At 41.1% G+C, this 26,358-nt stretch carries 25 protein-coding genes and 3 pseudogenes; 13 read left to right on the forward strand and 15 right to left on the reverse strand.

Annotation, left to right across the window (positions count from 1 at the left end; genetic code table 11):
• Positions 1-92 precede the first annotated feature (92 nt).
• From SYN7509_RS0210120 to SYN7509_RS0210140, 5 genes are all read left to right on the forward strand, one after another.
• A complete protein-coding gene (locus SYN7509_RS0210120; RefSeq protein WP_009631783.1) occupies positions 93-386 on the forward strand; it encodes a contact-dependent growth inhibition system immunity protein in 294 nt (97 codons plus the stop codon).
• A gap of 150 nt (positions 387-536) precedes the next feature.
• On the forward strand, positions 537-821 hold the full coding sequence (locus SYN7509_RS0210125) for a hypothetical protein (RefSeq protein ID WP_009631782.1): 285 nt from the start codon (positions 537-539) through the stop codon (positions 819-821).
• Positions 822-827: 6 nt separating this feature from the next.
• A complete protein-coding gene (locus SYN7509_RS0210130) occupies positions 828-1,124 on the forward strand; it encodes a type II toxin-antitoxin system RelE/ParE family toxin (RefSeq protein WP_009631781.1) in 297 nt (98 codons plus the stop codon).
• A 289-nt stretch (positions 1,125-1,413) separates the two neighbouring features.
• Positions 1,414-2,007 carry a MarC family protein gene (locus tag SYN7509_RS0210135; protein WP_009631780.1) on the forward strand — a complete coding sequence of 198 codons (594 nt, stop codon included), beginning with the start codon at positions 1,414-1,416 and terminating at the stop codon, positions 2,005-2,007.
• An 84-nt stretch (positions 2,008-2,091) separates the two neighbouring features.
• The gene (locus SYN7509_RS0210140; RefSeq protein WP_009631779.1) at positions 2,092-2,817 is read left to right on the forward strand and encodes a hypothetical protein; all 726 of its coding nucleotides are present in this window, start codon (positions 2,092-2,094) and stop codon (positions 2,815-2,817) included.
• Between the two features lie 51 nt (positions 2,818-2,868).
• On the opposite strand, the gene SYN7509_RS0210145 is transcribed toward SYN7509_RS0210140, so the two are convergent.
• Complete coding sequence (locus SYN7509_RS0210145) at positions 2,869-5,127, reverse strand: transglutaminase TgpA family protein (protein WP_009631778.1); 2,259 nt, start codon at positions 5,125-5,127, stop codon at positions 2,869-2,871.
• Positions 5,128-5,211: 84 nt separating this feature from the next.
• Here SYN7509_RS0210145 and SYN7509_RS0210150 point away from each other — a divergent pair, with 84 nt between their 5' ends.
• Positions 5,212-5,658 carry a hypothetical protein gene (locus SYN7509_RS0210150; protein WP_009631777.1) on the forward strand — a complete coding sequence of 149 codons (447 nt, stop codon included), beginning with the start codon at positions 5,212-5,214 and terminating at the stop codon, positions 5,656-5,658.
• Positions 5,659-5,676: 18 nt separating this feature from the next.
• Here the strand turns inward: SYN7509_RS0210150 and sds are convergent, their stop codons facing one another.
• From sds to SYN7509_RS0210175, 4 genes are all read right to left on the reverse strand, one after another.
• Positions 5,677-6,648 carry a solanesyl diphosphate synthase gene (sds, locus tag SYN7509_RS0210155; protein WP_009631776.1) on the reverse strand — a complete coding sequence of 324 codons (972 nt, stop codon included), beginning with the start codon at positions 6,646-6,648 and terminating at the stop codon, positions 5,677-5,679.
• A 1,025-nt stretch (positions 6,649-7,673) separates the two neighbouring features.
• Entirely contained in the window at positions 7,674-8,516 is an 843-nt protein-coding gene (gene murI, locus SYN7509_RS0210165) for a glutamate racemase (protein WP_009631775.1), read from the reverse strand.
• A gap of 26 nt (positions 8,517-8,542) precedes the next feature.
• Positions 8,543-10,444, reverse strand: coding sequence for an N-acetylmuramoyl-L-alanine amidase (locus SYN7509_RS0210170; protein ID WP_009631774.1), 1,902 nt, complete (start codon positions 10,442-10,444; stop codon positions 8,543-8,545).
• Between the two features lie 310 nt (positions 10,445-10,754).
• Positions 10,755-12,203, reverse strand: coding sequence for a cation:proton antiporter (locus tag SYN7509_RS0210175; protein WP_009631773.1), 1,449 nt, complete (start codon positions 12,201-12,203; stop codon positions 10,755-10,757).
• Positions 12,204-12,347: 144 nt separating this feature from the next.
• On the opposite strand from SYN7509_RS0210175, the gene SYN7509_RS0210180 reads away from it, so the two are divergent.
• Positions 12,348-13,133: an SIMPL domain-containing protein gene (locus tag SYN7509_RS0210180; protein ID WP_009631772.1), complete on the forward strand. Its 786-nt coding sequence runs from the start codon at positions 12,348-12,350 to the stop codon at positions 13,131-13,133.
• Positions 13,134-13,170: 37 nt separating this feature from the next.
• Here SYN7509_RS0210180 and SYN7509_RS0210185 read toward each other — a convergent pair whose 3' ends face one another.
• The 3 genes from SYN7509_RS0210185 to atpD all read right to left on the reverse strand — a co-directional run bounded on the left by SYN7509_RS0210185 (position 13,171) and on the right by atpD (position 15,685).
• The gene (locus SYN7509_RS0210185) at positions 13,171-13,533 is read right to left on the reverse strand and encodes a single-stranded DNA-binding protein (protein WP_009631771.1); all 363 of its coding nucleotides are present in this window, start codon (positions 13,531-13,533) and stop codon (positions 13,171-13,173) included.
• A gap of 217 nt (positions 13,534-13,750) precedes the next feature.
• Positions 13,751-14,164, reverse strand: a complete 414-nt coding sequence (atpC, locus tag SYN7509_RS0210190; RefSeq protein WP_009631770.1) for an ATP synthase F1 subunit epsilon — start codon at positions 14,162-14,164, stop codon at positions 13,751-13,753.
• 72 nt (positions 14,165-14,236) lie between these two features.
• A complete protein-coding gene (gene atpD, locus SYN7509_RS0210195) occupies positions 14,237-15,685 on the reverse strand; it encodes a F0F1 ATP synthase subunit beta (protein WP_009631769.1) in 1,449 nt (482 codons plus the stop codon).
• A gap of 236 nt (positions 15,686-15,921) precedes the next feature.
• On the opposite strand from atpD, the gene SYN7509_RS0210200 reads away from it, so the two are divergent.
• Positions 15,922-16,560 (forward strand): DUF3318 domain-containing protein, encoded by a 639-nt coding sequence (locus SYN7509_RS0210200; RefSeq protein WP_009631768.1) that lies wholly within the window; start codon positions 15,922-15,924, stop codon positions 16,558-16,560.
• Between the two features lie 144 nt (positions 16,561-16,704).
• Here the strand turns inward: SYN7509_RS0210200 and SYN7509_RS31700 are convergent.
• From SYN7509_RS31700 to SYN7509_RS31705, 4 genes and pseudogenes are all read right to left on the reverse strand, one after another.
• Positions 16,705-16,833, reverse strand: a pseudogene (locus SYN7509_RS31700) (hypothetical protein); the annotation flags it as partial.
• 18 nt (positions 16,834-16,851) lie between these two features.
• Positions 16,852-18,327, reverse strand: coding sequence for an ankyrin repeat domain-containing protein (locus tag SYN7509_RS25580; protein WP_028954231.1), 1,476 nt, complete (start codon positions 18,325-18,327; stop codon positions 16,852-16,854).
• Between the two features lie 34 nt (positions 18,328-18,361).
• Complete coding sequence (locus tag SYN7509_RS0210210) at positions 18,362-18,586, reverse strand: WD40 repeat domain-containing protein (RefSeq protein WP_028954232.1); 225 nt, start codon at positions 18,584-18,586, stop codon at positions 18,362-18,364.
• Positions 18,587-18,592: 6 nt separating this feature from the next.
• A pseudogene (locus SYN7509_RS31705) lies at positions 18,593-18,667 on the reverse strand (hypothetical protein); the annotation flags it as partial.
• Positions 18,668-18,926: 259 nt separating this feature from the next.
• Between SYN7509_RS31705 and SYN7509_RS30975 the strand changes: the two are divergent.
• The 3 genes and pseudogenes from SYN7509_RS30975 to SYN7509_RS29645 all read left to right on the forward strand — a co-directional run bounded on the left by SYN7509_RS30975 (position 18,927) and on the right by SYN7509_RS29645 (position 20,063).
• Entirely contained in the window at positions 18,927-19,238 is a 312-nt protein-coding gene (locus tag SYN7509_RS30975) for a Protein tyrosine kinase (RefSeq protein WP_009631766.1), read from the forward strand.
• A 15-nt stretch (positions 19,239-19,253) separates the two neighbouring features.
• Positions 19,254-19,646 (forward strand): annotated as a pseudogene (locus SYN7509_RS30980) (serine/threonine protein kinase); the annotation flags it as partial.
• 9 nt (positions 19,647-19,655) lie between these two features.
• Complete coding sequence (locus SYN7509_RS29645) at positions 19,656-20,063, forward strand: hypothetical protein (RefSeq protein WP_009631764.1); 408 nt, start codon at positions 19,656-19,658, stop codon at positions 20,061-20,063.
• Positions 20,064-20,210: 147 nt separating this feature from the next.
• Here the strand turns inward: SYN7509_RS29645 and SYN7509_RS0210230 are convergent, their stop codons facing one another.
• Complete coding sequence (locus tag SYN7509_RS0210230) at positions 20,211-22,370, reverse strand: hypothetical protein (protein WP_009631763.1); 2,160 nt, start codon at positions 22,368-22,370, stop codon at positions 20,211-20,213.
• A gap of 85 nt (positions 22,371-22,455) precedes the next feature.
• Here SYN7509_RS0210230 and SYN7509_RS0210235 point away from each other — a divergent pair, with 85 nt between their 5' ends.
• Positions 22,456-23,799, forward strand: coding sequence for a proton extrusion protein PcxA (locus SYN7509_RS0210235; protein ID WP_009631762.1), 1,344 nt, complete (start codon positions 22,456-22,458; stop codon positions 23,797-23,799).
• A 10-nt stretch (positions 23,800-23,809) separates the two neighbouring features.
• On the opposite strand, the gene SYN7509_RS27570 is transcribed toward SYN7509_RS0210235, so the two are convergent.
• Positions 23,810-24,442 (reverse strand): hypothetical protein, encoded by a 633-nt coding sequence (locus SYN7509_RS27570; protein WP_009631761.1) that lies wholly within the window; start codon positions 24,440-24,442, stop codon positions 23,810-23,812.
• Positions 24,443-24,614: 172 nt separating this feature from the next.
• Here SYN7509_RS27570 and cobU point away from each other — a divergent pair, with 172 nt between their 5' ends.
• Positions 24,615-25,154 carry a bifunctional adenosylcobinamide kinase/adenosylcobinamide-phosphate guanylyltransferase gene (gene cobU / locus SYN7509_RS0210245; protein WP_009631760.1) on the forward strand — a complete coding sequence of 180 codons (540 nt, stop codon included), beginning with the start codon at positions 24,615-24,617 and terminating at the stop codon, positions 25,152-25,154.
• Between the two features lie 10 nt (positions 25,155-25,164).
• On the opposite strand, the gene SYN7509_RS0210250 is transcribed toward cobU, so the two are convergent.
• Entirely contained in the window at positions 25,165-26,091 is a 927-nt protein-coding gene (locus tag SYN7509_RS0210250; RefSeq protein ID WP_009631759.1) for a cobalamin-binding protein, read from the reverse strand.
• Positions 26,092-26,358: the final 267 nt, after the last annotated feature.

The raw sequence follows: 26,358 nt of genomic DNA on the forward strand, positions 1-26,358 counted from the left end.
GTGAATTTGTATCAGCCTGAAAATAGAGTGCCGGAAATTATATTACTCTGCAACAATCTCCTTCTGCCTATCCCACACTGTAATACGTGAGTATGAATATTAAAGATCAGTATCCTAATTTAACAAACTTCTTTGAAGCTTACATCCACGAAGCTGATCTTGATGGCTTTGCTAGTGATGAGGAGGTAGCACAACAATATGCTGTTACAGAGTCTTCATTCGCACGTTCTAGGGTTATTGAACAAGGGCGAGCTTTATTACTAGAGTCTTCATTTCCATGGGAACAGATTGGTGACAAAACAAATCGGGACTTTCAGGATGAACAAAATACTCGACAGTGGCTTCAGAAACTGATAGAGATAATTGTATCTGGAGCGGCGATCTGAGCCTGGTAGGTGTTCAATTAGTTAAATTAGTAAGATTACCCATTGCTCTAGGCTGGATTGAAGGACCAAACCGCAGTCTTGATTGAGTTATAAAACTAAGTACAACTTACTCTTCGTCTACAATAATAGAATCCGTTAAAAATTTTTATTGTGGGCCAAACTACTGCTCCAATCAACACCAGATTGATTGACTCCCTTGCTCAGATCATTCTTTCTCTTACCGACGATGAAAGGCAAGTCTTAGTACAAAAAATTCAATCTCCATTGTTGTCCTGTGAGGAAATACAAAGAAAACGGGAAGCTTTACAAAAAGATATTGTTATAGGAGTAGAACAACTCAAAAATGGCGAATATGTTGAGTATAATGACTCATCACTGCCCAGTTTGCTTGAAACTATTAAAATGCGTGGTAAGCAAAGACTTCAGTTAGAGTAATCAAGAGTGAATCACTTTCGTTTATCGCGACAGGCAGAGCGAGACTTAGAAGATATTTGGGTTTACTTAACACAGCAAGACGAAATATTAGTAGACAAGCAAATTGCCCAGATTTTGGATAAATTGCCTATGCTATCTCAATTTCCGAATATGGGCAAGCAGCGCGAAGATATACTGGTAGGACTTAGGAGTTTTCCTGTTAAGCCATACGTTATTTTCTATAAAAAAATTTCGGATGGCATTGAAGTTGTTAGAGTTCTACACCAAGCTAGAGATATTATTGACGCTAATTTTTCACAGTAATGGGCTAAGAACATCACTGTGAAGTTATCTGTTTAATAGCTTACTTATGACTAAAATACGCTTCAGTTAACTAATAAGTCTTTTGTACTTAGGTCTAATAGCGCGATCGCTTTTCTCCCCAGTCAGCAGCCTGTAGAGCTTACAGGACAAGATATACTACCTGTACCAAAGTTTCTAGACTTGCAATTAACTGTTGCTCAAATATTTGGCTGGCTTAAACCTGTAAAAAACTAAAAGTTCAAATAAAATTCACGCTAAGGTTATTACAGACCTTTTTCCCCGCAGCCTAGTGAATTTTACTGTCTTATTCAAAGCGTTTATTGCTGTATTTGTGATTGCTGATGCCTTGGGAAATGCACCCCTATTTCTTGTACTTACTAAAGGTATGGAAATAGAACAAAGAAATAAAGTAGTTGATAAAGCTAGTGTAGTTGCAACGGCGGTATTACTTGCATTTGCCTTTGCTGGACAAGCTATCTTAGATTACTTGAATATCAGCATCGGATCGCTAGAAGTGGCTGGAGGCTTGCTGTTGCTGTTAATTGCTTTGCAAATGCTCAATGGAGAAATAGATACTCCCATTGTCGAGAAAGAGCGCGATGTCGCCATTACTCCCCTGGCTTTTCCGTTACTAGCTGGGCCAGGTACACTAACTACTGTTATGCTGCTGATGTCGCGATCGCCTGAAGCGCGTCTGAGTGTAGTAATTGGGATTGTCGCGGCGATGGTAGTAACATGGTTTATTGTCCGCCAAGCAAGCCGCATTGATAGATTTATTGGTGCAGAAGGCGCAGTAATCATTACTCAACTACTAGGTTTCTTATTAGCGGCTTTGGCGGTGGAAATTGGTAGCTCTGGGATAAAAGAACTATTTTCGCTATGAACCAGTGGATATTTACCTTAAGGATGAGGAAGGCAACAATTAGGCTTTCTATGCTGATTAATGTAATAAATCTATTAACTGAAAATGGCTGGCAAAGCAGACTCTAAGCAAGATACATCTAAAACCAAGTCTCAAGAGACGACAGATACTCCAAACCTAGATTCGCTGCTTGAACTATTACAAGGCGATTTAAGCTCTATAGACGCGACGGCGGGTTTAGAGGCGGTGGACGAGTGGTATAGCCTTTTACACAAGTCTAAAGATAAAGACAGTAAAGAGCTTGCTGATAGTCTTAAAGAATTGAAGCAATTACTTAAAGGTGGTAAAGCATCAGGACATGAAATTGGGGAAGCCTTAATTCATGTAGGCGATCGCACAATGGATATTGCCTCTGATAGTGACAACGAAGTAAAAGCAATTTTGCAAAAACTTGGCAAACACCTAACCAAAGTTGGCAACTCTTTAGGCAAAGCTGAAGACCAAGAAAACATCGACAGCATCAATACTTTAACAGAGTCTCTAGACGAATTGAAATCGGTCGAGATGGACGCAGCAACCGCCGCCATCGATCATTGGTACGGCATTTTGCACAAATCCGACGATAAGCATTCTCAAAAAATTGCCGACAATCTCAAAAAACTTAAGCAATCGCTCAAGCCTAGCAAAGGCAAGAAGACCGATTTAGGTGAAGTTTTGGCTGAACTAGGCGAACAAACTATAGAAGCGGCTGCCGAAGCTCCTAGAGGCATTAAAGGCGCGGTACAACGTTTAGGTAAGCGGTTAAATAAAATTAGCAAGGCGATCGAGTAACTCTATTATCTAAAACGATGATCTCTGTAGGGAGCGCAATGCTTTGCGCCCCTACTTACGTTTACCTCGAAATTCTTTGGCTTTAACAGTTTGCCATCTCTGCAATAAGTAAGCCAAATTCGGCGCTTGACTACCATAACGCCAACCACTGTAAGCTTGACAAATCTCCTCAATTACTTGCGCTGTACTAGAAGCATGACGCTGATAAGAGCTTTGAGCGTATTCTAACGGTGTTTGCGATGAGTGCTTAAAGTCTCCTTTATTAGCCGTCCAAGCCAGCATTTGTTGATAAAGTCTTTCCATTGGTGGCAATTTAGCCAACTTACGATGGTTAAGCCACTTTTTTAGCTGTCCAAACATCAGCCAACCAATAAAACCTAATCCTGTAGCAATAATTAACCCCGTTAACGTCCCTAGCCAACCTTGAGCAAATAATCCAATAAACCAGGCGATCGCATTTCCCAACCATAAAAATACATTATTTAGCAATCCGGTAACAGGAGAAGGCAACCATCCCGCTATCCACTGCCAAAATTTGCGTAAAACCCCAAAAGTCTGCGACTCTTCAACAGATGGGGGAATCAAAGGATGACCGGGAATTGGATCGAAAGTAAACCAACCATAACCAGGGAAATAAACCTCGCTCATTGCGTAAGCGTCGGTATTGTGAACTACATACAATCCTGTAAACGGGTTGAATTGTCCCGGACTAAAGCCTACTACCAGCCGGGATGGAATACCAATCGATCGCAACATCATCGTTAAAGTTGTCGAAAACTGATCGGGATAGCCACCAAGATTTTTAAATAAAAATGCTTCTACTAAGTCCTCATCTTTAGCTAATAAAGGCAAACCAAAAGGATTATTGGGAATGGTGTAGCGTTGCTTGAGATACTGGGCTAGATAAAGAGTTTTTTCGTAAGCAGACGTTAAAGGCTTGTTTGATTTAGCTACTCTTTCTTGATTATATTTACTTAAAATTTCTTCCGTGCGATCGCGCACTTTAACCTTAATTTCTGGGGGAATTTGCAGATAATAATCTTGAATATTTCGCGGATACTTGTCGCCAGCAAGTTGTAAAGCAGCGCGATCACGGTAAGGTACTTCAGAAATGACCGTATAACTCATATCTTCCCCCAACCCGACAGGACTTCGCAAACCCCCTTCTAAATCCACAGCAATTTCCGTCGTCGGAAAGTAAACCTGTTTGGGATAAGCCATTGCTGGGATTAAATTCGGCAATTGTGAGACTACGGTGTAAGTCTGCACCACTTCTTGAGTTTTGCCAAGGATTCGAGGTAAAGGTATAGATAATTGGTAAGACCAATTAGAGCGTAAAATCTTTTGTACTTGATCGTTACGGGAAATTTCCCAACCTTTCCCCGTATATTTGTCAAAAGCCAGCACTCGCCAAAACCCTTCCGCTTGACTTCGCACCCGCATTACTATTTTGGATTTTAGTTCTCCGCGCAAATTCTGGTCAATCGTACTATTGAAGCCATAATAAAAAGTAGAATCTGCTTTTCCTCCTGACTTCTGCGTTCCTCCAGTCCCCGTCCCCCCGCTTTCTTTTCCCTGCTTCACGTAGCCAGGATTGACAATATTGCGACCGTCAAATTGCCCTTTAAAATTAATAGTTTGACTAACAGGAAACGATCGCAACTGATAGCCGGGAAATCTGGGTAAAAAAGCAAATATTAATAGTCCCAAGCTGAGAATAACTAAAAATAACTTGCCACTACTTTTAATATTAGTTAGTGCTACAGGCTTAATTTTTTGTCTTTCCTCTTTTATTCCCAACCGCGAACGGTAATCTAAAACTAAAGTCGGTAAAGCGATCGCTAAAAATAATCCTAAAATTGGCGCAAAAGCTAAGGTTTGACTAACTGTACCCGCTACACCTAATAAAATTAGTCCAATCACCACAGAGTAACCCAAGTCCTTGCGGCGGGGGACATCAAAGCTATGAAATACTTGAATTTGAATTAAAAATTCTGCTAAAACTAACCGTGTATCGTTGAGTTGACCCAAAAGTTTGCCAAAAAATACCGCCATTGCTACTAACATGGCGATCGCTATACAAAACTTTAGTCCAATATTGCGACTTCGACGACGATACCAACTCCAGGTTGCCCCCACAATACTTAGAGGTATAGCCCATAAACTACTTTGAGTTCCCCCAGCAATATCAACGGCGACAATTCCGACTATTACCAAGGCTTGGACTAATACCCGCAATAATATTGATTCCTCTACCTCTATAGGTTTGGCGGTAAGTGGTGGAAATTTCCTATTAACAAGCGATCGCATTTTTTAGGACTTAGCTGTGCGCTTTGATGATGGCATACAATTAATGATTTGCCACTAACACCGCTTTTACACCATTGACAGGTTATGAACTTAGACCAACAAATTCAATTACTAATAGATGATGCCCCCAATGATGGCACTATGCCGCGCCTAATTAAAGAAATTGCCCCAGGATTAAAGCAGTTAGCCGCAAAGTTACGTCACGAGCAATACTATATTATTCAAAGCTTAAACTCTGAGTGGTTAGTAACAACTATTACTAATCGCACACTTGAAAAGCGGGTAATCTACGCCTTTCCTACTCTCCAAGATAGTTTCGCCCCCAATAGCGCCGAATTAATTGCTGCACCCATCCCCGTCACGCATATTTTGTTTCAGCTAGTCGCTTTAGAAACTGTTGATAGTATTATCTTTTTAGAAACTCCAGGGGAAGCAAGTACAGGTTATGAAGTTAAGCGTCAAGATATCCAAAAATTAATTCAAGTCCAAATTAAACCAAGTTTTAACCAAATACCCCCCGATATTGCCTAAATTGGTAATACCCTGAGATTAGTACATCCGACTTAAAACATAGTCCGCCATATCGATTAAGGCTTGCTTTGACTGGGATGCAGGTAAATCGGTTAAATGTTCTACTGCCAAATGGGCGTGATGGGCGGCTAAAGTCCGCGCTCTTTCTATCCCATTACTATCACTAATTAAGGCGATCGCATTTTCTAAGTCTCCCGGTTTAGAAAACTGACGCTCAATTAATTCTTCTAAATAAGGCTTTTCTTCTAAAGCGTACAAAGTGGGGGCGGTCAAATTACCACTGCTAATATCGGCTAAAGCAGGTTTACCCAAGGTGCTAGTTGAGCCTGTAAAATCCAAAATATCATCAACTATTTGAAACGCCAGCCCCCAATGACGACCATAACCGTACAAATGCTCGGCGGTTTCTCTTGATACATCGCTCAGTAAACCCGCCGCTTTAGAACTATTGGCAATTAAAGACGCGGTTTTGTAATAACTTTTTTCTAAATAAGCTTCAATAGTTACTCCACAGTCAAACTGCGACATTCCTTGCTGAATTTCCCCGGTGGCAAAATTCATAATGACTTCCGATAGTAGTTTTACTACTTCTAAGTTGTCCAAATTCGCCAAATACCAAGACGATTGAGCAAACAAAAAGTCTCCCGCTAACAAAGCTACACCATTGCCAAACAAGCTATTAATGGTCGGTACGCCGCGCCGCATCTCCGATTCATCTACAACATCATCGTGGACTAAGCTTGCTGTATGAATCATCTCTGTAATCTCAGCTAATCGGCGGTGACGCTCGGTAATTTCGTCGTCTAGCATGGTTGCCCGCGATACCAATAATACAATTGCTGGGCGTACCCGCTTGCCTCCAGCAGCAAATAAGTGTTGCGCGGCTTCAAAAAAAACTGGGTGATGAGTACCGACTAACTTAATTAAATTCTCTGATAGCAAACGCAGGTCTGCTTCCACTGGAGAAAAAAGAGAAGTTGCTGAGGTCATAGATGAGCCGACTCTGAGTTTAGTTACGAAAATTTACATAATTCTATACTTATTTTAAGCTAACCTTCGGCAACGAGACGTTAGATTTAGTACCAATTTTTAGTTAAGGCATAGTCTTGCCCAAGGATCAAGGAAAATTGGCTTAATTTGCGCTTTTTAGGTAAAACAGGCTTTGGGTTTAAAAGAGCGATCGCCTTGGTAATACTTTTAGCTATCCCTCTTCTGTCAGTTTCCAAATAAACCCTTACAGAGAGGTAGTTTCAGCTTTTGAGCTAGAGCTTTTAATTTTATTATTAAAAAATTGACATAACGCTCTCTAGGCAAAGATTTGGTAATTCAGAAATGATTAAAGTTTTCGGAGTCTGACAAAAGAGGGCTATAGTGATCCTTTTTGAGTTATGAAATATGTATAGCCCCCAACCCCCAATTGGAGGTGGCTAAGAGTCTTGTTCCCCCAATTCTGGGGGCTAGGGGGCGAAACCCTCAAAGCTATTTACAACTGATTTAGGATTGCTATATAAAACTCATAATATTTCTGCCTTTTGACAAACAAATTCCCTAAAAAGTTATAATTTTTTATACTAGGCTAAATGAGAAAAATTTAAACATTTACGTCTATCATTTGCTCGAATTACTAAGTTTTTATACTTGCCAAATCACAGTTGTTTACGTTTTAAATTTAAGCTGAAATAACCCAACCAAAAGTTAAATTGTACGGTGATTAAGTACAGTTTACTTAAGATTTCTACTTGTGACTAAAATCAGTTTAGTTGAAAATATTAAGACTTTTTTGCACTGGTACTATTTTTTAACGCTTGCGTTTAAAGTGCTACCTATTTTTGCTTGTTTGGGACTATATGAATTAGGGGAATACACTAATACTAATTCCTTTTTTGGCAACAGGATATTTACTAAGTATCTGTTTATTATTAAGCTTGCTACAACAAGTAAGAAAGTCAGAAGGTAGTAATAGAGGGCAAACAGAAATTTAGAACTTACTTTTACTCTAAAATCGCTGCTTTTAATTAAGTTAAAGATATATTTTCCACAATAGGCATAAAACCCAATAATAACTGAGCAGATTGAGCAAAATTTTGGGGACAACCACTAACATAAAAACGAGTGGGAAGTGTTGGCATATTAGTATTTGTCAAGCCTAATAAATCGAGTTGTTGCGTTGCTGTCGCTACAACCTGAATAGCTGGATCGAGTAACTTAACCGTGGGAGGTAATAGCAAGCGCAGGACAGGCTCTAAATGAGGGTAATGAGTACAGCCGTAAACTAGAGTATCAATTTTTTGCGTTAATAATGGGGCTAAATACTGTTGAGCAATTTGTGCAGTATAAGGATCGAAAACGCGGTTTTGTTCAATTAAAGGCACAAATTCAGGACAAGCAACTTGCCAAACTTGGACGGTAGGATCGATAGCTAGAATTGCTTGCTTATAGGCATTACTAGCAACAGTAGCGGGAGTAGCAATTACCCCAATTCGGCGACCGAGTTTTGCTGCTGCCATTGAACCAGGTAAAATCGTGCCAACAATTGGAATCGGAAACTCTGTTTGCACAGCCCTTAATACTAAAGCAGAACTGGTGTTACACGCCATAATCACCATTTTGGCTTGCTGTTGTAACATCCAACTGATAATTTCCCGCACAAATTGTAAAATTTCATCGCTGGAGCGCGTACCATAAGGCACTCGCGCCGTATCGCCAAAATAAACAATAGATTCATTGGGCAACTGACGCGCGACTTGATTTAGTACCGTTAAACCGCCAACGCCACTGTCAAAGATACCGATACAAGCAGATTGCGCGCCGCCAGGAGTTGCGGTCAAAATGCTAGAAGCAGGAGAAAGTTGAGACACAGGCTAAAAAATTAACTAAGCTGTAATTACGGGTTTTGCTGAACATACTGAAGTATGCCACGAGCGATCGCTTCTGCCATTTGATTTTGATAAGCCGTTGTTCCCAAGCGGGGAGAATCCACTACACCCGTTACAAACCCAACCTCTACTAACACCGATGGCATGGAGCTTTTGCGCAAAACATAGAATCTGGCTTTGCGGACACCGCGATCGCGTACATTGATACTTTTAAGAATACTATTATGAATTGTCCGCGCCAAACGCTGACCGCTATCGTAGTAATAAGTTTCCAAACCATTGATATCCGTGCGATTAGCAGGCATAGAGTTAGCATGAATGCTGACAAATACCGTAGCATTTGCCCGGTCGGCAATGACTGGTCGTGGACCCAAACCGACAAAGTAGTCGCTATCTCGTGTCATTACTACTTGGATGCCTTGCTGCTCCAAAATTGCCGCTATTTTCTTTGATATAGGCAAAATTACATTTTTTTCTTGCAAACCTCTTAGACCAATTGCCCCAGGATCTTTACCTCCATGACCTGGATCGATAACTACAACTATCCGTTTTTGCCCCACACGGCGAGGAGGAGTAGAGCGCGGGGGTGTATTTGGCGGGGGCGTAGTCGGAATAGAAATTACTTCCGATTGGGTTGGCGTTGAGGGGGGAAATAATGCCCCAGTAGAGCGTTGCAATTGCAATGCTAATAACTCTGGAGAAGGTTGATTTAGCTCTCCGACGCGCACTCCTGCGGCTGGCAATACCGAAATTAATACCGTCCGAGGCGTAGGTTGCTGCAAGCGCACTCTTAGCAAAGGACTATTGGTAGTTAAGTTGGGTCCTTTTACCTCCCGCGCCAATTGAGTATCGGCAAGAGTAATGCGATATAGTCCCGAAGAACGATCCCAGCCACTGGTATAGGTCAGGCTTTGATTGGTTTTAATTAATAGTTGGCTGCCATCGCCATTAAATTCTACCGATTCAATAGTTGTTAATCCCGGCGCTGGCTGGGCTGAGGAATTAGTGGTTGCCACCACAACCGGACTATTTCTAACGGCACTAATACCACCCACGGGCAGCACTGTTACACCGCCAAACCGACTAACCGCCGCTTGCCAATCGGGGGCAGATTGATTTACCTGCATCGTCATTCGGACGACTGGAGGAGAAGATTGGACTTGAGAGAGCTTAATATTGCCAATCCCAAACCGATTTATTTTGGTATTGGTAGCCGCTAGGGGAGACAAAGCCGCCCCTTTCAAGTCGAAATCAATTTGGGAGCGATCGCGGCTGCGGCTAACATTAATTGTAGGAGTGCCACCGCCACGAGTACGGACAAATAGACCATCGGCAGTTACTTGAATGTTATGAATTTGAACAATAGCCGTAGAATTAATCGCCGTCCTCCTGCTAGAGGAATTTTTATTTGATTGCGGGTCAGTGGTAACAACTGTAAATATTTTTCTAGAGTTGGAAGTATTTTGTCTAACCGATGGCGGCAATGCTAATGGGCGGGGATTGGGTAACGAAGAAGCAGCTATTTTTTGCGGTGTGGGCAATTGGACTGTCCACTGGCTAGGAGATGAGCCGCGAACTTTGACTTGATTTGGATCTAATTTGTATCCTGGACTTAGTTCTATAGCAATTCGAGTTGTATTTTCGTCAAATTGACCGACTCGAACGCTGCGAACTGCCCCTCGGTATTCTTGTTTGTCCGTAGAACGTTGTAAGGTTGTTCCTGGCAAATCGATTACTAAGCGGGTGGGATTAAAAATTAGCTTGGCTTTAGGTTGAACTCCTCCATCGGTTTTGAAGTGCAACCGATTTTGGTTAGTATCAAAACGCCAAGAACGTAGCTTTGCTGCCTCTGCGCTAGAGGATAATACAAAGACACTTAAAATACTGGGTAGTAGCCAGTGAAATCTCACAGTTGTTTTCTCCTAATTCTCATTCGTTCTAGCCATTTACGCCCTGTAACACCTTGAGTATTGGCTATGTTTTTACATCACCATTTGTTGCAATTTTGGATTAGATGCCGATGATTGAGTATAGCTGAGTATCAGTAGTAAATATCGGCACAGCTACCATAGGGACTTTATAAATGGGTCAATGTACACTAACGTGAGCGATCGCGTATCAAATAAATCCTATCAGCCTCTATTGTGAGCAATTCAAGCTCTCGACTTTTTTAAGCGGACGCAAATCAACCAGTGCTTGTTTCCTGAAAATACTATCAATCTACTCGATTTTTGTCCCAAAAGTTTTGGTGGCAGGATCGGGAGGTGTTTTTAAGCTAGAAATTTCCTCATCTAAGGGATTGGAAGGAAAAACCACTCGCAACAAAGGCGGTGCTAAAAAAGTGGTCAAAATTACCATAACAATAATTGCGGCTTCTAAAGGTTTAGAAAGAGCGCCACTAGCTGAACCTACCCCAGCAAATACTAGCCCTACTTCACCTCTAGGAATCATACCTACACCGATCGCTAAACGATTAATTTGCGGTTTACCAAATACGGCTAATCCCGTAACTAATTTACCAACTATAGCGATCGCCATTAAAAAACTAGCAATAATTAAACCCTCGCGGTTACTGGGTTCAAAGGGATTAAGTACGCTTAAATCAGTTTTAGCGCCGACACTAACAAAGAAAATTGGCACAAATAAGTCAGCAATCGGACGTACTTGATGTTCGAGTTCTTCGCGTTCATCGGTTTCATCAAGGACTAAACCCGCCGCAAAAGCGCCTAAAATTGCTTCTAAATGAATTGCTGCGGCTAAGTAAGACAACAAAAAAGCAAAGATAAAGGCAGGTATAGTTAATCTACCGCGAGTTTTGAGACGCTCGGAAATAGCCACAAAGGACTTATTAAATACTTTTCCTAGCAAAATTGCCCCAAGCAAGAAGCTAGTAGCACTAATAATCAAATAAATGACATTGCTAACATCAACTTCCCCAGTTTTTGCCAAACTAGCCACCACAGCTAAAACAATAATCCCTAGCACATCGTCAATTACCGCCGCTCCTAAAATAATTTGCCCTTCCGTTGAAGTCAGCTTGCCTAATTCTGATAAAACTTTAGAGGTAATACCAATACTTGTAGCCGTCAAAGCCGCGCCCGCAAAAATCGCTGGTATAGCTGCAACGTGAAATAAAGTCATTAAACCGATAGTTCCTGCCGCAAACGGCACAATTACACCCACAAAGGCTACTACTACCGCTTGATAACCAACCGCTAATAGTTCCTTTAAGTTTGATTCCAAGCCAATTTCAAATAGGAGGATAATTACTCCTAACTCTGCCAAAACTGAAATCACCTCACTTTGCCCCTTAAAAGTGGCGGCTACTGCGCTTGGCTCTAAGCCTGCGGTAGTTTGTAGTAAGGTCATAATCAGCGAACTAGAACTATCGCCGCCGCCTTCAGGGAACACCAAAATATCTAAAGCCGAAACACCGATGACCACGCCGCCGACTAATTCTCCGAGGACTGGTGGCAAGCCAAAGCGATTAGATATTTCTCCGCCAATTTTGCTAGCAAGGTAAACGGCAACTAAACTTAGCAATACTCCTGCAAGAATAAGGGGACTACTTTCAGTTTCTGTGGTGGTGGTAAGTACAATCGTCTTGCTCCAAGTGGGAACAAGCGTTAATAGTGGCAAGTCAAACCCAGTAATTGCTTCTATTTCCATTAGCTATCTAAAAATCATCTTTTTTACTGTACAAGAAGATTGCAAGTAAGCCGTATCATCAAGATTAATTGGTGCTACGAGCGATCGCGCGGATTAGAGACAATATTTGGAATGATTGAGAATATTTTGGTAAACTAACAATCCATGAAACTTAAGTTGATAAATAACTCGTCCGTAAAAAAACAAAGCATCAGCAAAAATTTACGCCAAGGTGTTGTATTAATATTTTTAGCTTTTGGTCTACTCAGCGTAACCACCTATAGCTCTTTTGCTCAAGACCGAGGACAAGTACAAAATATGTTAATGCGAACTTTAACCGTTAACGGTCGCGGCACTGAATCAATTCCCACGACCTTGTCAGAGGTACGTTTGGGCGTAGAAGTCCAGGGAAAAACTGCGGCGGCGGCTCAACAGGAAGCAGCTAAACGTTCTAACGCGGTAGTAACTTTACTCAAATCTCGGCAACAAGTTGAGAAGTTAGAAACTGCGGGTATTAGCCTTAATCCCGTTTACAGTTACAACAACAATACGCAAAAATTGACGGGTTATACGGCAACTAATACTGTAAGTTTTCGGATTCCTACCGAAAGTATTGGTAATTTATTAGATGAATCCGTCCAAGCGGGGGCGACTAAAATTGATGGCATTAGTTTTACTGCTACCGATAGCGCCATTTTAGCTGCCGAACAAGCAGCATTGAGAAAAGCTACTCAAAACGCCCAACAGCAAGCTAATTCTGTTTTAGGTGCGCTAAGTTTTACGGCTAAAGAGATTGTCAGCATTCAAATTAATAATGCTTCTCCCCCTCAACCCCAACCTCTAGTGCAGTACGAAGGTGCCGACCGTCTTGCCACTGCTAAGGTTTCTACTCCGGTCATCGGCGGCGAACAAAAGGTAGAAGCTGCCGTTACATTGCAAATTAGTTATTAATTCAGAAGGCAGAAAACTTTGATTTTCTGCCTTTTGTTTACATTGCGCTGCTACTACCGCTAAACGAGTTACCCTCATCTTCGCGTTTAGAACCTAATAGTTCTAGTCTTTCTACTAAAATGACTGGTGAAGAACGATTTGTTCCTGTAGTGCGATCGCTCCAAGTGTCAAACTTTAAAGAACCTTTTACCCCAATTTGCTTACCTTTACGGACATAGTTAGCCGCGACTTCCGCCGTTTTATCCCACATTTCTAAGGTAAACCAGTCGGGTTCGTCGCTATTGCGCGATTGACGATTGACTGCCAGCGTCAATTTACAAACTACTTTACCACTCGTTAAATATTTAACATCTGGATCTTTGCCGACGCGCCCCACCAGATGTACAACGTTAAGACTCATAATTAATTTACAGTACAGGTGTACTCTACAATCGTGCCTCTAATCGCCAAAAATTGCAAATCAAACTTTAAGCAGTTTAAAAATTAACGTGTAGTTTGTTCTTTTTACTTAGGCAACAAAGGATTTTTATGGCGACTAGCATTGCCAAGTTTTACTTATTTAATAAAAAAACCTCTAACAATAGATAGTTAGAGGTTTTTACTTAGACAAACTAATTTTAAACCATGCCACCCGCCGCTTGAAACCGAGCGCGGGCGCGTTTATAAGCTTGATTTGCTTGAATTTGCTCTTGGCGATTAGCATTGGTTGATTGATTCAACTTAGCCTCAGCTTGAGTATAAGCAGTCCGGGCAGTTTCTAAATTAATAGTATCGCCGCGTTCTGCCCCGTTGACGAGAATTGTGACTTCATTATTTTCAACTTCGGCAAAACCACCCATTAAAGCGATCGCAATCCATTCACGATTAGAGTTAGGACGAACCCGCATTACTGCTGTATCTAAGGCAGTTAATAGCGGCGCGTGTCCGCTCAAAATACCCAATTGACCAGTGGTACTAGGCAAAATTACTTCTTCAGCCGTAGCGTCCCAGACGGTCTTATCTGGAGCAACTACACGAACAGTTAATGTCATAAAAAATAGGTTGTTGTAAGGGAGACAAAAAAAGGGAGCTAAGAAAGAATATTTCTCTCTTAGCTGTTACCTTTAGCCTTTAAGTTTTTCAGCTTTAGCGATCGCTTCGTCGATACCGCCGACCATGTAAAAAGCTTGCTCTGGCAGGTCATCTAATTGACCGGATAAAATCATCTCAAAACCTTTAATCGTGTCTTCTAGCTTCACGTACTTGCCGGGAGAACCTGTAAATACTTCAGCTACAAAGAACGGCTGCGATAAGAAACGCTCAATGCGACGCGCTCTACCGACAATTAGGCGATCGTCTTCCGACAATTCATCTAAGCCCAAAATTGCAATAATGTCTTGCAATTCCTTGTAACGCTGTAAAGTTGATTGCACTTTCCGCGCCAAGTTGTAGTGCCTCTCGCCTACTACACTAGCTTGCAACATATTAGACGTAGAATCTAGAGGATCTACGGCGGGGTAGATCCCTTTAGAAGCCAAACCGCGAGAAAGTGCCGTTGTGCCGTCTAAGTGAGCAAAGGTCGTAGCCGGAGCGGGGTCTGTGAAGTCGTCGGCGGGAACGTATACCGCTTGAATTGAAGTAATCGAACCTTCTTTAGTAGAAGTAATCCGCTCTTGCAAGTCACCCATATCTTTAGCCAAAGTTGGCTGGTATCCTACTGCCGAAGGCATACGACCGAGTAGCGCCGATACTTCTGAACCTGCTTGTACAAACCGGAAGATGTTATCAATAAATAGCAATACGTCTTGCTTATTTACATCGCGGAAGTATTCAGCCATTGTTAGACCAGTCAAACCAACCCGCATTCTTGCTCCGGGTGGCTCGTTCATTTGACCGTAAACTAGGGCAATTTTTGACTCGCCGATATTTTTCTCATTAATAACCCCAGACTCTTTCATTTCGTTGTAGAGGTCATTTCCTTCGCGGGTGCGTTCGCCCACACCAGCAAATACCGACACGCCACCATGATTGATAGCGATGTTGTTGATTAATTCCATCATAATGACAGTTTTACCAACACCCGCACCGCCAAATAGACCAATTTTGCCACCGCGACGATAGGGCGCTAGTAAATCTAGTACCTTAATTCCGGTTTCAAAAACTGAAGGCTTGGTTTCTAAATCTGTAAACTTTGGTGCTGGGCGGTGAATAGGAAAAGTAGCTTCATTATTAACTGGGCCCATATTATCTACGGGTTCGCCCAAAACGTTGAAAATTCTGCCTAGAGTAGCCGCACCCACTGGTACAGTAATAGCTGCTCCGGTGTCTTTTACTTCCATCCCGCGAACTAAGCCATCGGTGGTACTCATAGAAACCGCTCGGACTTGGGTATCGCCTAGAAGTTGCTGTACTTCGCAGGTAACAGAAACCTCTTGTCCAGCTTCGTTTTTGCCTTTAATAGTTAAGGCATTATAAATCTGTGGCATTTGACCGTTAGGAAATTTTACATCCACAACGGGTCCGATGATTTGGGTAATGTAGCCGATGTTTGCCTTTTCTGCTGTAGTAACCATGCTTTCGTCTATTTATTAATTTAGCTGTTTCGGCGTTGAAAAATTAAAATTGCCATTGTTCAGATTATCACCCAAAGGGTAACGATTCTAATAGTTTATTATCGCGCGAAGCTGCTCCGCCTTATATATTTTTTCACTGATGATCTAACTTTTGCCCTTTACCATAAAACGAACAGCACGATATACTCCAAAATAAGATATGTAAGCTTATTTGAAATTTTCAGAGAAACGGGTCTATGACATCTTATGCTACCTCGTCAGCCAAGGCTGAAATGAGCGAACTTAGGCGATTGAAGACAATTATGCCGCCAGAATTGCAAAGTTGGGTGAGCGTTGAAGGTACAACAGAAGTAAATCCTCCGCTAATCCGTTCTGAAGAAGTTGGTAGCGACCAAGTAGAAATTCAGATTGACTTGGTAAAATGGGATGCTTTGGCAATGGATCAGCGCAATTTATTATTTTGGCACGAAATATCTCGTGTTCAGAACGACACTATCCCCAAAGACGGCTGGGAAATGGCAGCGTTAGCCATTGGTTTAGGCGGTGCAGTGGGCGAATTATGGGTACAAGACATATTATTGCTAATCCTGGCACTTAGCTTGTGCGGAGTCTCCGGTTATCGTTTGTACGTGAAGAATAACGGCGAAAAGCAGCTAAAAGTAATGACCGATGCGGATGAAAAAGCGATCGCACTTGCTACTCGTTTTGGTTATACTCTCCCCAATGCCTACAAAAGCCTTGGTAGTGCCTTAAAAACTCTCATCGATCAAACTTCTAGTAAAAGCCAACGCACTAAGTACGAGCGCCGCTTGCAAGCATTGAAACGCAGCGCCAACAAAGCTAAAGCTAAAGTCCAATCTGCTCAGGTAGAGTAGATTTAAAAAGTAGAAACGAGGCAAGCAGAAATAAACCTGTAGCCTCTTAAAAACTAATAACGTGAAGTAGCTCCAGCTTGCTTTAAAAGAGCAATAACTTCGTCAAAGGGTTTATTTGGTTCATGCTCTGAGTGTTTGCCCAGTTCAGCATATTCCAGAGGATTGCTTTAATGCAGTATTTCCGTCCCAATGAGCTAAATTTAGGTTTGCACCGCCTTCGATTAGTGCTTGGATAACATCAACACTTGAGCATCTTACCGCATACGTTAAAGCAGTTCTACCTTTAGCATCTTATTTGTCTGCATCTGCTCCTCTTTGAAGCAACAGATGAATCATCGCCGCCCGATTGGTAGCAAAGAACGTACTAGCAGCTTGCATTAGCGGAGATGTATCAGGTAAGCCGTCGTCTGTTTCATCTGGTAAATTGGGATCTGCTCCCGCATCTAATAAAGCCTCGATTACTGGTATGTATCCCCCCTGAATCGCCACCGAAAGCGCTGTGCGACCGCAAGCACTAATGGCATTGACATCTACACCCCCGGCAATTAATTCTTGCACTTGTCTCAACTTCCCGTATAGAGCAGCATCAACAAGTTTTTCAACTGACTTGTTCTGTTCCCTAGCTCTTGTTCTAATTGCGTTTGCTATTTCTTGTTCCCCATCGTGATCGCCAATGGCACGAATTTTATTATTAACTAGAGGATAAAGAAACTCATAAACTTCACGATGACCCGCTTGTGCAGCACGCATTAACGGCGTGTCACCCTGACTCCAAGCACTTGCATTTGCTCCTCGTTCTATAAGAAGTTTTACAATTTCCAAGTGTCCCTCATTGCAAGCATCTATTAGAGCAGTTTGTTTGTCTTCTTCGTGTCCTTCAACTTCAGCACCCGCATCCAGCAGTAGGCGGACAACTTCTAAATGTCCCTTTTCCGCCGCCGTATGCAATGGTAACTCGTCAAATCCTCTATTAACATTTGCTCCGACGGCAATTAGTTGTCTAACAATTTCTACGTTACCTTTACGAGCCGCCATAACTAATACTGGTGTTTCGTGCCAAACGGACGGATTTGGACTTGCACCCGCTTGAAGTAAAGCTTTAACCGTGTTAACATCGCCTGCTAAAACTGCCGCTCCGAGTGGGGTGCTTGCGGAGTCTTCCTCATAGTCTTCATCTTCCTCCTCGTCTTCGTCTTCATCTAATACTGCTTCCTCTGGTTTAGTGTTAGAAAAAGCATCCACTACTGATATCAAGCCGCTATAAAAGTTTTTGGCTTCTTCCGGCGCATCTTCCGTTGCTTGGGCAATAAGTTCGCCCAGATTATTTCCACTAGGTAATCGACTACTGTTAATTTGGGGATTAAAAACCAATGGTTCTTTGTCAGGATTGACTTTACTTCCGGCGGCAATCAATAGGTGAATAATCTCTGAGTTACCGATACTAGAGGCTAAAGTTAGGGGGGTTTGCCCGTCAGAGTTTTTTTGTTCGAGGGAAATTTCTGAGGTTAGCCGTTGCTTCACTTGCTCAACATCAGAGCGCCCAATTGCTGTAAACAGTTCAGATAAGCGATCGCTATTATTCACAATTCTCTCTTTTTTAGCTACTTGTGCCTCAAATAGTATGCCCAAGTTGCGGAGAACCATAACAAGCGATCGCTGCCAAATTTTAATTGTCTTATCTTTACTGCTATTAACTAAAGTATCTCCTGATCGACTGCTAGCAATTGACAGCACCCAATCAGTATGACTAGAAAGTTTGTGTAACAATAAACCTGTTTCTAAAGACCAAATATTGATACATTTACTCCCGCACTAGCAATTTTTTGTCTAAGGTAAAAGCAACCGCTACTACTCTGCCTTTATGTCCTTGGAGAGTATGAATTATTTTGCCCGTTTGTATCTGCCAAACTTTAAATATTTTGTCCCAACTACTACTGGCAATTTGCTTGCCATCTTGACTAAAAACTACAAACCGTACCGAGTCAGAGTGTCTCTTTAAAGTGCGGAGTAATTCACCATTGTGCAAATTACAAATCTTGATTGTGCGATCGCTTCCAGCAGTAGCAAAAGTTTTTTCATCAGGACTTAGCGCCTTTGTAATAGAGATTGGTTTTTAAATTAAATTAAATGTGCTATTTTATACAAAGCTCTATTATTACTTTCAAATTAAGTTAGAGACTTTTAGGAATTGTGGCAAATATTGCCAGCAAAATATATTCTAGTAAATTAATCTATTTGGGTGAAATTTTGATACTTTCTAATTTATGTTGATTCCAACTTAAGGAAACATAATATAGTTTGCAGGAATTTAATAAACAAATAATATATTTGGGTTATTTAACTCTTTTATCAAAGGGAATTGGCAGATGCTAGAAGCAGAAACAGTATTACAAAATCGCTATCAACTCAAACAAAAGTTAGGTGATAATCCTGCTCGTCAAACTTGGTTAGCCCTAGATTCAGAATCACCAGATAATCCCCAAGTTGTAATTAAACTATTAGCTTTTGGCGGACAAATTCAATGGGAAAACCTCAAATTATTTGAACGCGAAGCGCAGGTACTCAAACAACTAAATCATCCTCATATTCCTAAATACAGAAATTACTTTTGCCTAGAGGATCGCGCCTTATGGTTTGCGCTAGTAGAAGACTATATTTCTGGCTCTTCCTTAAAATAACTACTAAATCAAAAGTACAGATTTACAGAAAAACAAGTAACTAAAATAGCCGTCAATATCTTAAATATTTTGGGTTACTTACATCAACTCAACCCGCCAGTATTGCATAGAGATATTAAGCCTAGTAATTTAATTTTGGGTGAAGATGAGCAAGTTTATTTAGTAGATTTTGGTGCAGTACAGGATAGCGCTGTCAAAGAAGGAGGAACGTTTACAGTAGTTGGAACTTATGGCTATACAGCAATTGAACAGTTTGGCGGTAGAGCGGTTACCGCTTCAGATTTATACGCATTGGGAGCAACTTTAATTCATTTATTAACAGGTATTGCTCCGGCGGATTTACCACAAAAAGATTTACGGATTCACTTTAGTGACAAAGTAAGTATTAGCGCCAGTTTCGTATCTTGAATTGAACAATTGACAGAGCCAAGTTTAGAAAGAAGATTTACTGATGTTAACAAAACACTAGATGCTTTGCATAACTATAATAATGAAATTAAAAAAATATTATTAACTAACAAATTTAGATTGGTAGACAACTTTTCTCAAATTAATCGTATTAAATTAACAAAGTCTCCTAACAGACTATCAACCACAATTAAACCCCTTGTAACTGTTCATAATTTTGATAAAAAAATATTTTACAGTTTTATTGTTGCAACCATTATTATCAGATTTAATCCATCATTTGCTTTTGTTTTAGTGATGATATTTTTGTTTTTTACCATAACAGGTCAGATCGACAAGTGGATAGATAGTTCGATGGAACTAAAGATTAATATTGAAAATAGTATTCTGGAAATAGAAAGAAAAATATTTGAATAAATTTACCTAGCCAAACAATACTTGTATCACATATTCAAAAAGTTTCTTTTGTACCTGAAGTAGATGACAAAGTCCACATAAATTTAGCTGATTCTCAACTTAGAATTGCTCAATATTCCTTTGGTGGGACATTGAGCAATTCTGAACTTATTTGGTTAGCTCAAGAGATTCAGGATTGGTTAACGCTTCAGAAACAATGGGAAGGGACGCATTAACCAAGTTTAATAACGGCCCTAATTGCTCTTGTCCGTTTACAGCTAATTCGCTGTGACACAAGTAAACTCGCTCCTCCACGCGCCCTAATAAATCGCGGATAATTCTTTGCAAACGCTCATCGTCAGCCTGTTTTGCTTCCTCTGCTGTCCAAGGACGGGCAAACCGATGTTGTAAAAATAAATTAGCACCAAATAAAGTCGCCGCTCCACCACTCAACCATAAAGGCGAACCCGCATCTAACCAAAATTGCCAACGATGACACTGACGACTAGAACGATATTGAAAGATAGTTGCTAAAGTAATTGCGCGACTTGCTGCACCAATCGGACGCACGGGGTAAGGATTGGCGGTAATAGTTCCCCGCCGGAGCAAGCTAATAAATTGAGCTATGGTGGCATTTGCCGGCGCGTCCCCCGCGTCAATTTGCCTCAACCTCATGTCAACTTCCCAATAGTGTTGCGCCGTCTCTAATAGTTCTCTAAGCGCTGCTACCAGATCGTAAGGAAGATTGCTACCCAGCCATAAAAAGTCTTGAATTGCTCTATCTAATAAAGAAATTGGACTAGGCAAAAGCCGCAGTTCGTACTGAGAGCGTTGTTTTTCTATCCACTCCAATAGCTGCTCGTAGGCATTAGTTGCAGTGTAGCCCAATCTATCCCAGCGATCGTAGGCTGAATGAGGCAGCAAGTTAGGGCGATCGGGGTGGGGTTCAAAACAGGCATCGGCAATTAACCCAGCCCTTACAGGGTCTATTTTGTAGGTGTTTTGAATGGTTAAATCGGGACTAAGAACAACTAACATTTCGGCGATCGCATCTCTATCTACCAATCGCCCTAAACCTGGATAGATTAAGGTTAGTAAGGTTAATAAGCCGCGAATTGCTGGGTAACTGTTTAAAGGACGCTGATCGTTAGTGGGTGCTACCGCAATGCCTTTTTTGCGCAGAATTTCAACTAAACTATAACGGGCGATCGCATCCAATCCAGGAGCAATTATTGCTATTTCTTGCGGCTGTACTGCTCCCGATTCTAAGGCAAGAGCGACTTTTTCTCCCGTTTCTCTAAGCAATTCGGCGCGGGAAGTAGTCGCAATGGTTTGTACTGTACTAGGTACGCTAACAAGCGTTAGTGGTTGGCTAACTGATTGCGTCATCATTGCTGCAACTTCTGTTAGAGTCTTCACTGGTGTTGTGGTTAAGGTTTCTATTTTTTTGCAACGCGAAGCTAAACCCACCAAATACTCTGGATCTGAACCTAAACCTAACCTAATTGCCCCGTCAGGATTATAGCTAAAAGCGCCTACAACTCCTCGATCTAGCAAAAAGTCAAATAAATGCCGCGCAACTCCTGGATAATCATCAACATCATCGGCTAATACATAGCGATAGCGCCGTAATAAGTGCTGTTGGTAATTTGGATCGGGCAATAAGTGTTGGTAATACAATTCTGTAATTATGCCGTAGGTTAATAAACCCCTTTCCCAGCACCAACTACGCCAATTTAGCAAGAATTGAACATAGTCTATTTTTACATCTTCATCTTCTAAACCTTGGGCTAAAACTGTACCAATTTCTTCCGTTGGCGTACCGCTATAAGCTGCTAATTGCAGTAAGTCCAGAATCCGCCGCACCAATCGATACTCGTTTACTCCCGCCGCGCTGATAATTTCTGCTGATAATTTCCATAGTCTAGTTGCTAATTCTTGCTCGGTTTCTGGGCGCAGCCTTACGGGAAATTGCGCTTTAAGATTCAACAACCCAATTAGCAAGGGCCAATATAAAATTACCTCATCTTGAAAAAATCCCAATGGTGTCTTGGCGCGAATAGGATACTTACCTCCAGTAGCGGCGACAATACGCTCTACTAAATCCTGTCGATTGTCGTTATTTGCCGCAAAAACTAATACGGTGGATGTTTGTTGCGGGTTTAACTTTGAAGGAATTTTTAGCTCTTTTGGCTTCTGTCTGCGGTTAGAACCTTGATGAGATTTTTCGCCATCCGCCTCCATCCATAGACAGAATTGCTCCACTAAGCGCGTAGTTTTACCTGTATTACTCGAACCTGCTACCCAAACAGAATCTAATCGTACCAATTCTTACCTCGTAGATTTGCTAAGATCCCTCGTACATTAATGTAATCCTAAAAATTGCCCAAATAAGGCTGGATAATTTTCTGCGATGAAAAAGTCTAGTTTGCTTTCCCATATATCTACCTACTTGCACGCTGCTTATCAACGTTACTTACAGACTACCGAGCGCAGTCTTAACAGAGCTTATGAAGCTGCTTGCTTGATTAAAGCTATAGAAGACGAGTATTTTGACGGCGAGCCAATCCCCGCTCAACACGACTTGTATGGCAGCAGTGTAATGAACTATCTCCACTCTGAACTTAACGAGTTTTTAAAAACTGTTCGCATGAGTCTAACAGAATTTAATGTTAGCCGTTCGTGGTTTAGTAATTTTAGCCAAAAAACCCTAAAATTAGCAAAAAACAATGGTGTGGTTGCAGTCAATAATACTTTTGACATCCCATCTAAAAACTATGCTAACGATGTGTTGGAAAAGCTAAAATTTATTGACCAAATAGTAGGAAAATATTTAGAAGATGAGGTTAAACAACCTATAAATGTCCCTCCTCAGCTTACGAGAATCGAACGAGTCAGCCCTAACAAAATTGCCCAAAAATTACCATTTGTTAAGTTAAATAAGCCCCCAGAAAGCAAGGCGGAAGAAATGAGTGTTTTGCCCCGCTCTATCTTAAGCACTCTCAACCGCCTAAAAGTTGAATTAGATCCAAAATCTGAAGATGAAGTTGTCCAAAAATTTCGCTATTCACAAAAAAGAACTTTTGTATCTATAAGATTAGTTTTACTATTAGTAATAGTTCCTTTCTTAACCTTCCAATTATCAAAACATATAATTGTGAGTCCTATAGTTGCACAGATAAGAAATAGCTCCCAGTCGGAGATATTTATTAATTATGAGATGGAAGAAAGAGCTTTAGAAGAAATGCACAAGTTTGAGGAAAAGCTCAAATTTGAACAACTATTAACTGGTACAGCCGAAGTTTCGCCGCTAGTTTTAGAAGAAAAAATCAAAACAAAAGTAGGTGAGATTGCCCAAATGTACCGCCACGAAAGCACCGATGCCATAGAAAATGTGTTTGCAGATTTGTGTGCTTTAGGAGCTTTTACTTGGCTAATTATTGCCAGTAAACGCGAGATTGCAATTCTTAAAGATTTTATCGATCAAGTAGTATATGGCTTAAGCGATAGTGCTAAAGCATTTATTATTATTTTATTTACGGATATGTTTGTTGGTTTCCATTCACCTCACGGCTGGGAAGTAATTTTATCCGGGGTTTCTCATCATTTAGGGCTACCAGAAAATCATGGTTTTATCTTTTTATTTATTGCTACCTTTCCGGTAATTTTGGACACTATATTTAAGTATTGGATCTTCCGATATTTAAACAGAATTTCTCCTTCCGCCGTCGCCACTTATCGCAATATGAACGAATAGATATTTATAGTTATTTAAGGTGGGTTTCTAAGGCTTGTTTGCGACCGATTAGTTGCAGTAGCTTTTCGTAACGGGCGATCGCAACACTGACACTAGGCAACTGTTCAATAGGACAAGGATAAGACCACTGTTGACCCTTACTTACACCATTTAAACGATAGCAAGAGCGGGGAGCTTCACAAATTACTTTGTCTTTTTCCAAGCTACCCGCCGCTTTTACATACTCTAAAGAAGTTGCAGCGTCATTAATTGGGTACTCATCGTTACTTGGTGTCGAGTCACACGGGTAGGACTCTAGCCAACCATCAACAATTGGCCCTTCGCGATAAAGATTTTCAATTTGCTGAACAACTTGCTGCAACTCCTGCATTAATGTAGGCGGCAAAGATATCTCTAAACTAGGTACTTTTTCTACAGCCTTTTCTTCGCTACTAGAATTAAATGTAGGCAAAGTGGGAGCTTTACGATTGGGTTGTAGAGGTGGAATTGGCTTTGAAATATCTGGTGCAGCTTCGCAAGTCGGCTCTAAAGGGCTTGCAGTGGTATCTTGATTTGAGGTGGTTAAGGTGGGACTTTTAGAAATGTTGGGATTTTGTTCCAATTGTTGCAAAGCTGCCTTAATTTTGTTTAAATCTGCTTTCATAATTTAATCTAGCGATCGCTAAAGCTGACAATTGAGCAGCTATTCATGTTAAGGTCTTGGCTGAATGTCTGCGTTTTAGTTATTCTACTGTGCGGAGTTGGTGCTAATTTTAGCTAAAATCAGCGCATAATTCAAAAATATTGGTAGATTTTGAACTGGCAATAGCAATTCTATGGGCATTGTTCTAGTTACAGGGCCTGCGCGATCGGGAAAAAGTGAATGGGCGGAATCTTTAGCTCTTAACTCCAGCAATTGTGTTATCTATATCGCCACAGCTTTAGTTGATCCGTGCGATCGCGAATGGGTAGAGCGCCTTAGCAAACACCGTCACCGTCGCCCGGAACATTGGTTAACGTGGGAAGCCGAAGGATTGCAACTAATCGATGCGATCGCCCGTTCCCCCGCTTCTAGCTGCCTATTAATTGATTCTATGGGTACGTGGGTAGCTTCTTTGTTAGAAAAAGACGCTGTTCAATGGGAGAAAATTGTGCAAAAGCTACTTATCACTTTGCAGCAATGTCCGCAAGAAATAATTATTGTCGCTGAAGAAACAGGTTGGGGTGTAGTCCCAGCTTATCCTAGCGGCAGAATATTTCGCGATCGCCTAGGTAATTTAGTCAGGCGCACAGGCTCAGTTTCTGAAGTTGTTTACTTAGTCACGGGCGGCTATGCACTCAATCTCACGCTGCTTGGTTCTCCTCTGCCAAAGTAGTCCCCTGTCGCTACATTACATCCCATCCTGAACTTTTATAACCATATTCAAAAATTTCTGGGTGTAAAATTTCTGCCAAAATTTCCACCGAATCTACTAATCTTGGCCCAGGACGGTTAAAGTAAGCATTACCATCAGTAACGTACACTCTCCCACTTTGTACCGCATGAAGATTTTGCCATTCGGGGCGATTTTTTAATAGCATCGCTTCTGCTCTAGTCCGCTCTAAATCAAACCCACAAGGCATAAATATAAATACATCTGGATTTGTTGCGACCAAAGTTTCCCACGTTACCTGGGGTGCATTTTTACCAGCAACACTAAATAAACATTGTCCTCCAGCAAACGTTACTAATTCAGGAACCCAGTTAGCCGCAATCATTAGCGGATCTATCCACTCAATACAAGCAACCGTGGGACGCTCCATTATTGAAAGTTGTTGCGTTTTTTGAGTGCAAATATTTACGCGGGCTTCCAAGTCTTCTACCAATCGCCGAGATTCAACTCCTAATTCATCTGCTACTCGCTCAATATCAGCCCAAAGATCGGTAATTATATTTGGTTGCAAAGAAATAACTTTCGGGTGATTGGCTGTTAAATTTGCCACAGCTTTTTCTACTTCTGCTAGGCTAACAGCACATACGTCGCATTGGTCTTGAGTTATTATGTGAGTTGGTTGCAATTGTTGCAACACGTCCATATTTATTTGATAAATGCTCAGAGCAGATTGCACGATATTTGTAACGTCTTCGTGAATTTTACCACTAGGTTTTTTTGAGTCCAAACGTGCTTTGGTACACACTGGTCGATTTTGAATTTCTGTAGGATAGTCACATTCGTGACTGCGTCCAACAATTGCCTCGGTTAATCCCAGTGCTGCCACAATCTCCGTAGCGCTGGGAAGTAGAGAAACAATTTTTAGGTGTTGGTTATGCATATTTTTTACCTTTTTCTTAGAAAACTTGCTTGAGCTTGCCTAATTAGTTTTTGTGATAGGATTAAATGTTAATTATCATATTAGTGAGTTTTTTAAATAATATTAATCACTCTTTAGTATTAACTTATCTATTTAGTTTGCTTTGTTTTTATTCTAAATAATTTTTCATAACTTTAAGAAAAATACATTATTGCTAATAAAATAATGCGATTTAGTAGACTGTTTTAGCAGACCAAAGTTTAGTAACTTCAAATAAAATATATCTAT

Source organism: Synechocystis sp. PCC 7509 (assembly GCF_000332075.2).
In the GTDB taxonomy this organism is placed as follows: Bacteria; Cyanobacteriota; Cyanobacteriia; order Cyanobacteriales; family Chroococcidiopsidaceae; genus Aliterella.